Source organism: Candidatus Methylomirabilota bacterium, from assembly GCA_027293415.1.
GTDB lineage: Bacteria > Methylomirabilota > Methylomirabilia > Methylomirabilales > CSP1-5 > CSP1-5.
Window position 1 is genome coordinate 1 of record JAPUFX010000098.1, and the last position, 7,406, is coordinate 7,406.

Genomic DNA, 7,406 nt, shown 5'->3' on the forward strand with positions numbered 1-7,406 from the left:
TCGTCCGCAGGAAAGGTGTCTTGTATGTCATCTGTCCCATCGCCGAAGGCCAAGAATCTGAGGGTCTGAGCGCTGAAATCGACCGGATCACAGTTTTCGTCGTCACAGACGGGGAATATGCCTAAGTCAATTTGAAACAAGATTAGGGTAGTGTATATGGTCTGTATGTCAGCATTTGCCCTCGCAAACTGTACGTCCCGGACCTTTTCCATAGCTATTGGTATTATAAAGCTCACTAAGATTAGTATAATCGCAAGGACAAAGATCATTTCGATCAGGGTAAATCCCCCTTTCCCAAGCCTTATACCACTCATTTTCTTCACCACGACGGCCAAACAACATGTGAACGGAAGCGATACTTGAATACCGCCTCATTGACAAATGTATCAAACGACTAAAAAGTTCGTTTCAGCGTGCAGAACCGGAAGCTTTAAAGCCGACCCCGACGGCCTCGAAGAGGAATTACTGCCCTTGAGCACCTGAGGTAGTCTCCACCAAGAGCTGGTTTCCAGATTTTCTCGCGTGTTTCGTCTTACCCTTGCTCACAACCCGGGCGACACCGCTGGCCAATGCCCCTATTGCCGCATAAAAGTGGCTGGCTTCAAATGCTTCTGTTCATTGTCCCCCTCCAAAGGCCGGTTTCCCGTCCCTCTGTTTGGCCTCAAATCACAAAGAAGCATTATCAATGATGGGGGAGGCCCTCACTGACTTTTCAAGGTGCGCTTCTAGTACATTCTTAGAGGCTCGTCAATAGGCTAGAAAGCGATGTCTTGGCGGGCACTTACAGGCCAATTTCATCCCCAGACGCAATTAATCGACGCTTTAATTGAATCCTAGCTCCACCAGAAACAAAAACGGCGGCCTGATGTAGCCCCCCGCTGATCAGCTACCTCCTCGCCAATAGATCGATCTCACTTGATCACTTTATCCGCCCGCGCGAGAAACTGAGGCGGGATCGTAAGGTCAAGCTTCTTGGCGGTCTTCAAGTTGATGACCAGCTCGAACTTGGTCGGCCGCTCGACAGGCAGGTCGGCTGGCTTGGCACAACCTTGAGCCGGACTAGCTCGGCCGCGAGGATGGGCCGCATCCTGGCCGATCTCAAGCGCCGCCGACGGCTGGTGGAGCCCACAGGGCGTGCGGTGAGCGCGAAGCGGCGTCGGGTGAGGCGGCCTTACTCCACGCGCAAGACCAAGGACTATGTGCCCCATCAATCCGGGGACCTGGTCCAGGTGGACACCCTGGAGCTTTCCCCTCTTCCTGGGGTCACCGTCATGCAATTCACCGCCCGCGACATGGTCTCGTGCTGGGACGTGATGGAGGTCTTCTTGCGTCCCATGGCCCTGTGCGCCCAGCGGTTTTTGGACACCCTTGAGGCCCGGACGCCGTTCCCGCTGCGGGCGGTTCATGTAGACGGGGGCTCGGAGTTCCGGGCGGAGTTCGAGACCGAGTGCGCCGATCGGAAGATTTTGCTCTTCGAGCTGCCGTCCCGCTCGCCCAAGCTCAACGGTCGTGTGGAGCGGGCGCAGAGGACCCACACGGAGGAGTTCTACGAGGTGTACGAGCTCCCCCGGACGGTGGCCTCGCTCAACGTCAGGCTGCGCGAGTGGGAGCAAGTCTATAACCACATTCGACCCCACCAGGCCCTGGACTACCTGACGCCCGCCCAGGCACTGGAGACATTCAAAAAAAAGGCCCCAGTGTCTCATATGTCTTGAACCCATACACAAGGTTGACGAAGAGGAGACAAACTGCAATAGTCCCCAGGCGAAGGCCCAATTCTGGTGAGAGATACAATAGAGATTTGGAGGGAGATGGAATGAAAAAGAGCGGACTGTTCAGCGTCGTCTGGGTTGCCTTTCTGGCCCTACTCTTGACCTCCGGCTGGGCCAAACCGGTCGCGGCCCAACCCATCAAGCTCGTCATGGTGGGCTCCTGGCCGCCGCGTATCTCCTCTGCGGCCGATATAGGCATCCGCTTCATCGAAGAGGTCAACCGGCGCGCCAAGGGGAAGCTGGTTATCGAGTTCAAAGGCTCCCGGGAGGTCGTCCCCACTTTTGACCAGCCGGAGGCGCTGGTGAGGGGCGTGTTTGATATCTGGTATGGCGCCATGAACTACTGGGCGGGTGTCATCCCTGCGGGCTACATCACGGAGTTGTCCCGCTTGGAAGTTCCCGACGGTGGACCCGGCAATAAACTGTTCGATTTCATGGTCAAGATGTACGAGAAAAAGGGCATCCGCTACCTCGGCAGCTTCTCGGGCGATCGAGACACCGGAAACCATTTTATGTACACCCAGAAGAAGGTGAGCAGCATTGCCGACCTGAAGGGAATGAAGACCCGGGTGCCGCCGCTGACCCGCTTCTTCGTCAAAGCGGTTGGAGCCGAGCCGGTCACCCTGCCTCCGTCGGAAGTCTATCTCGCCCTGGAGCGGGGCACGGTGGAAGGCTTCACCTGGCCCTATTATGACGGCTTCACCAACTTCGGCTGGCATCAGGTGTCCAAGTATATCATCCTTCACCCTCTGTATCGGGACGGCATCGGCATCAACATGAACCTGGCGAAGTGGAACAGTCTGCCCAAGGGTCTGCAAAAGATCATCATGGATTCCGTACAGATGATGCAGATCTGGTCTCGAGGATGGATTTCCGCGCACCAGAGCACGCAGCTGGCGATCATGAAAAAGGCCGGCATGAAGGTCATCGAATTCTCGAAGGCTGAGGCCGCGCGCTGGGCGAAGACCTCCACTGACGCCCTGTGGGCGAATTTCAAGAAAGCCATGAGCCCGGCCGATTACGCCGAAGCCAGAAAGCTGCTGGGATACGACTGATTCCCCGCGGCCGGGCTCGAAAGGTGATGTCATAATCGCACCGGCCCGCTTGTCCGGTCCGAGAGAGGCCGGGAGCGGAGTTTCGAGGAGGAGGATTCGGACCTGAATCGGCGTGGCGGTAGTCCGAATCCTCCTCCCGCGATCATTCCCAACCCCCTCCCGGGCCATTTCTACCGGCCCAAGAACTCGATCAAGGTCGGTTTCGTTCGTCCCGCCGAGGCCATAGCGGCATACTCTCTCAGGTAAGCGAAGACCCTTACCTAAGCGAGCGCCAATCCACCGATGGCTGACTTCTGCTTGCCGTAGGAGCCTACGCCGGGCCAGAGATAAGGAATCTTCCGCATGGCAGCGGGCAAAAAAATCGCACATATCTTTGATTCCATCATGAATATCGGCGGCGCATTGTCGGGCGGACTTCTGGTCGTCGTCATGCTGCTGACTTCCATCAAGGTCATCTTCAGGTATGTCCTCCGGGAAGGACTGTTGGGCGTTGACCAAATCAGCGGCACGCTGCTGCTCTATATCACCTTTCTCGGCGCCGCCTGGGTGCTGAGAAGAGAAGAACACGTAACCATCGATCTCCTAGTGACCCGGCTCAGCCCGAAAGTCCAGCGCTGGATGAATGTCTTCAATTCCATCCTCGGTGCGCTGATCTGCCTGATTTTGACCATCTACGGAACGCTGGAAGTCATCTATTCCTGGCAAAGGGGAATACTCATCCCAGCTGAAATCGAGATCCCGAGAGTAATCAATTTGGCCGTCATTCCCCTGGGCAGCTTCTTCCTCTTTCTCCAGTTCATGAGGCGGGCGCAACTGCATCTCCGCGGCGGGAAGGCTGAGCGGGTCCACACTAGCGAATGAGGTGATTGCCGGTGGAATGGTGGACCTACATGTTGTTGTTCTTTGGCGGCCTCACGGTCCTGCTGCTCATCGGGCTGCCGGTCGCCTTCGCTTTCATGCTGATCAACATCATCGGGGTCTATGTGTTCTGGGGCGGAAGCATCGGTTTGCAACAACTGATCCTCAGCATCGACAGCTCCGTCTCGACCTTTGTGCTCGTGCCCGTGCCCATGTTCATCCTCATGGGAACGGTGATGTTCTATTCCGGCGTCGCCTACAGGATGATAGATGTCCTGGACGAATGGCTGGGACGCATTGCCGGCCGACTGGCTTTGCTCGCTGTAGGCGCCGGGGCCCTGTTCGCCACGCTGACCGGCGTGGCCATGGGCAGCGTGGCCATGCTGGGCTCGACCCTCGCGCCGGACATGGAGAGGCGCGGCTACAGCAAATCCATGTCACTCGGACCCATCCTGGCCAGTGGCAGCCTCGCCATCATGATCCCGCCCACCGCCCTCGGCATCATCCTGGCCAGCCTGGGCAAAATCTCCGTGGGCAAGCTCCTCGTGGGTATCATCCTCCCGGGCTTGCTGCTGGCCGCCGTCTACGCCACTTACATCATTGTCAGATGTACTCTCAAGCCATCCCTGGCGCCACCCTACGATGTGTCGCCCACACCCATCGGGCGCCGCATCCAGAACACTTTTCGTTATGTCGTACCGCTGATATCCGTCATCGTCATTGTCATCGGCACCATCTTTTTGGGAATCGCCACCCCCACGGAGGCGGCGGGCGTAGGCGCCCTGCTCTGCTTTTTGCTGGCGGCGGCCTATCGGAAGCTCACCTGGGAGGTGATGAAGAAGGCGGTGAGCGCGGCAACCTCCATCTCGGTGATGGTGTTGGTCATCCTCACCGGCTCGGCCGCCTTCAGCCAGGTTCTGGCCTTCGCCGGAGTCACCTCCAGCCTCACGAAGCTTGCCGTCGGCTTGCCCGTGCATCCCATCGTCATCCTCATCCTGATGCAGATTATCCTGATATTTCTGGGCATGTTCATCGAGCAGACTTCCATTGTCCTGGTCACCGTCCCCGTATACATGCCCATCGTCAGCGCCCTGGGGTGGGACCCGGTATGGTTCGGCGCAATCATGCTTCTCAACTTGGAGCTGGCGACGATCTCGCCGCCCTTCGGCCTATCGCTGTTTGTCATGAAAGGCATTGCCTCACCCGACACCACCATGGGAGATATCTATCGGGCGGCCCTCCCGTTCGTGGGACTGAATCTCGTGGTCATGGCAATCATGATCATTTTCCCCGCGGTGGTGCTGTGGCTGCCGAGCATGATGAAATGACCCCCGGAAATGATAGGAGTTTCCTTTTGAGGGATGGCCAACATAGCCCCGAGGATTCCCGAAACAGCCACCTTCGGGACAACCCCAAGCGGTTCCCGGAAGGGCAAACTGGCCCCCCGTCGCGCGTTTTGGGCTGAGACTATCCGATAACTGCCTATTATGTCATTAACTCCTTAGAAACAGGTGGAGAGGGGACCTCCGTGACTCGAGTCGAAGTCCGGCATGGCGATCTTGTTCTTCAGCCGGGAGTCCCACAGATCGGCCCACTTGGGAGGCGCAAACGGAATCTTCTCAGGCAGATAGGCGATGGTGTAGACGTACGACCACAGCCCGACGTGATACGGGCTACGGATGGCCTCCTTGAATGCCTGCTTGGCATTGGGAATCTGGCTCAGATCCAGTTGTGCAAACATCCCGCCGGAGATGTAAAGACGGCCGACGTGCGTTGTGGTCAGGGTAGCATTCACCAGCGGATTGCCCTTGTTGACTTTGGCCGTCGAGAGTCGCTTGATGGTCCCCCCTACCTCGTATTCGACCGGAATCCCCGTTGGTGCCGTGAAACGCTTGCCGACGGCATTGTGGAGGGTGTCTCTCCAGTTACCACCCAGGTGCTCACCACCAGGGGTTCGACCGCACCAGCCGGGGCGCTGAGCCCCCCAAGCCCTACGAAACTCAAGCCAACGATAATGGCGAGGGCGACGGAAAACAAGTTTGATCGACTATGCATCTCTCCTTACCTCCCTTGCATCTCCGGCAGAAACATCCACCGGCACGTGCACACCTTGGACCCCGATCTCGATATCGAGACATCGCCTAAGGGTCCACAAACCCGCCTTTGCCGAATGTTGTAGGCACATAACGCGGTGCCTTAATGGCCTCCATGAACCGCTGCTTGATGACCACCGGATTCAACGGAACCGGCGGTTTGACCACGGGCACGTCCGATACCACCTCCAGAGCCAAGAACGTCGGACCTTCTGCCGCGAAGGCGGCGAGCAAGGCCCTGCGGAACTCGGCTACCGTCTCTACGTGTTCCGATTGCGGCAATCCCGCCGAGCGGGCAAGCGCCGCGAGATCCAGGTCTTGATGCGTCACGGGCTGTCCGCCCGAGGCAGCGTGAACCCGGTTCTGCATGAGCAGCACCGTGAGGTTCTTGGGAGCCACTGCCGACAGCGTGACCAAGGCACCCAGATGCATGACGAATCCCCCGTCGCCTTCCACGCACACAATCTTCCGTCGCGGCTGGGCGACCGCCAAGCCTACGGCCAGGGGCAGGGCCAGCCCCATCGCGTCCTCAAGGTAAAAGTTTTCCGGCCGGTCACGGACGCAGGCCCATAGATACGAGGCGTTCCCCAGCGACGTGACCACCAGGGCATCGTCGCTCAGACAGACGGCCAAAGCCCGGTAGTAGTCTTCCCGTGTCGGGACCGTTGAGTTCACCAGTACGTGTCCTCCCGAGCTGTGAGTAAGACAAACGGCTGCGACGACTCCTCGGCATTGGCCGCCGCTTCCTCCACTTGTGGACCGATAGGCGTTGTGGAGTCGGTCAGCGCATACCTCAGTCCCAACGCTTGCAGCACGGGTTCGCTCACCCGCCCTTTGGGAATGTGATAGAAGATCGGGTCGCGCGTCGAGCCTCGGAACGAGGCGAGGATCAGGATCGGAAACTGATACCGCTGCGCCAAGGAGACCATTCCTGCCCCCATGGTCGTGAGACCGACATTCTGGATCAACATGACCGTCCGCGCCCCGCCCAGTCTCGCGCCGCAGGCAATGGCTAGCGCTTCTTCTTCATGGGTTGCCCGGATCAGCGTCATGCCCGGCTCGTGGTCAATTTCGACGAGTAACTGGCCTATCCAACTGTCCGGAACCGACACGGCCACCTTGAACTCGAGCTGCTTCAAGGTCGCCAAGAGTTGGCGTGGACGATGTCTCTGCTCGTGGCTCACAACAACCTCCCGTGCGAACGTGCCTTTGGGATCAGCAAAGGCGGTTGATACCCATGCAGAACCAGCTCATATTTTCAGGTTCAGGCAAACATTAACATGCCTCTATAAGAGGCGTCGCCATTTTCTGCGATATGCATGGTTGCTGCAAGCGTTTTTCACCGGTCTACAACCGACACCTCTTCCTCTTGGCTAGCCCACGCCCCCATGTGCCAGACGGCCATGACTCTGGGTTCTGGCGGTGGCTCACGGTCTCGGTGGGGTTCATGCCCGATACGAGTTCATCCAACAGCAACAAGGAAGGATCGGCCGCCATGGCCACGGCAACCTCCAGAAGACGTTACTCACTATAAGGAAAAGCGCTGCCCAGCTCGTTCTGCCGGTATGCTAGACCGACAAAATCGAGAATGTCCATGACCAGCTCGCGGAGTTTCTCCTCCTCCCGAC

8 protein-coding genes and 2 pseudogenes are annotated in these 7,406 nt (G+C 58.1%); 4 read left to right on the top strand and 6 right to left on the bottom strand.

Features of this window, described 5'->3' with window-relative positions:
- Positions 1-326, bottom strand: a 326-nt coding sequence (locus tag O6929_07210) for a prepilin-type N-terminal cleavage/methylation domain-containing protein (protein ID MCZ6480175.1), incomplete at its 3' end; no start/stop codon positions are given.
- Positions 327-911: 585 nt separating this feature from the next.
- Positions 912-1,043, bottom strand: a pseudogene (locus tag O6929_07215) (ABC transporter substrate binding protein).
- Between the two features lie 33 nt (positions 1,044-1,076).
- Between O6929_07215 and O6929_07220 the strand changes: the two are divergent.
- The 4 genes from O6929_07220 to O6929_07235 all read left to right on the top strand — a co-directional run bounded on the left by O6929_07220 (position 1,077) and on the right by O6929_07235 (position 5,013).
- The gene (locus O6929_07220) at positions 1,077-1,715 is read left to right on the top strand and encodes an integrase core domain-containing protein (protein ID MCZ6480176.1); all 639 of its coding nucleotides are present in this window, start codon (positions 1,077-1,079) and stop codon (positions 1,713-1,715) included.
- A gap of 101 nt (positions 1,716-1,816) precedes the next feature.
- Entirely contained in the window at positions 1,817-2,827 is a 1,011-nt protein-coding gene (gene dctP, locus O6929_07225; protein MCZ6480177.1) for a TRAP transporter substrate-binding protein DctP, read from the top strand.
- 342 nt (positions 2,828-3,169) lie between these two features.
- Positions 3,170-3,688: a TRAP transporter small permease gene (locus O6929_07230; GenBank protein MCZ6480178.1), complete on the top strand. Its 519-nt coding sequence runs from the start codon at positions 3,170-3,172 to the stop codon at positions 3,686-3,688.
- Positions 3,689-3,699: 11 nt separating this feature from the next.
- On the top strand, positions 3,700-5,013 hold the full coding sequence (locus tag O6929_07235; protein ID MCZ6480179.1) for a TRAP transporter large permease subunit: 1,314 nt from the start codon (positions 3,700-3,702) through the stop codon (positions 5,011-5,013).
- Positions 5,014-5,186: 173 nt separating this feature from the next.
- Here the strand turns inward: O6929_07235 and O6929_07240 are convergent, their stop codons facing one another.
- From O6929_07240 to O6929_07255, 4 genes and pseudogenes are all read right to left on the bottom strand, one after another.
- Positions 5,187-5,480 (bottom strand): ABC transporter substrate-binding protein, encoded by a 294-nt coding sequence (locus tag O6929_07240; protein ID MCZ6480180.1) that lies wholly within the window; start codon positions 5,478-5,480, stop codon positions 5,187-5,189.
- Positions 5,481-5,826: 346 nt separating this feature from the next.
- The gene (locus tag O6929_07245; protein ID MCZ6480181.1) at positions 5,827-6,453 is read right to left on the bottom strand and encodes a thiamine pyrophosphate-dependent enzyme; all 627 of its coding nucleotides are present in this window, start codon (positions 6,451-6,453) and stop codon (positions 5,827-5,829) included.
- Positions 6,450-6,962: a thiamine pyrophosphate-binding protein gene (locus O6929_07250; protein ID MCZ6480182.1), complete on the bottom strand. Its 513-nt coding sequence runs from the start codon at positions 6,960-6,962 to the stop codon at positions 6,450-6,452. The genes O6929_07245 and O6929_07250 overlap by 4 nt, the downstream gene beginning before the upstream one ends.
- Positions 6,963-7,209: 247 nt before the next feature.
- Positions 7,210-7,406 (bottom strand): annotated as a pseudogene (locus O6929_07255) (ABC transporter ATP-binding protein).

Coding starts and splice junctions, on each gene's coding strand:
- O6929_07220 (MCZ6480176.1), top strand. CDS start 1,077: ATGGGCCGCATCCTGGCCGATCTCAAGCGCCGCCGACGGCTGGTGGAG.
- dctP (MCZ6480177.1), top strand. CDS start 1,817: ATGAAAAAGAGCGGACTGTTCAGCGTCGTCTGGGTTGCCTTTCTGGCC.
- O6929_07230 (MCZ6480178.1), top strand. CDS start 3,170: ATGGCAGCGGGCAAAAAAATCGCACATATCTTTGATTCCATCATGAAT.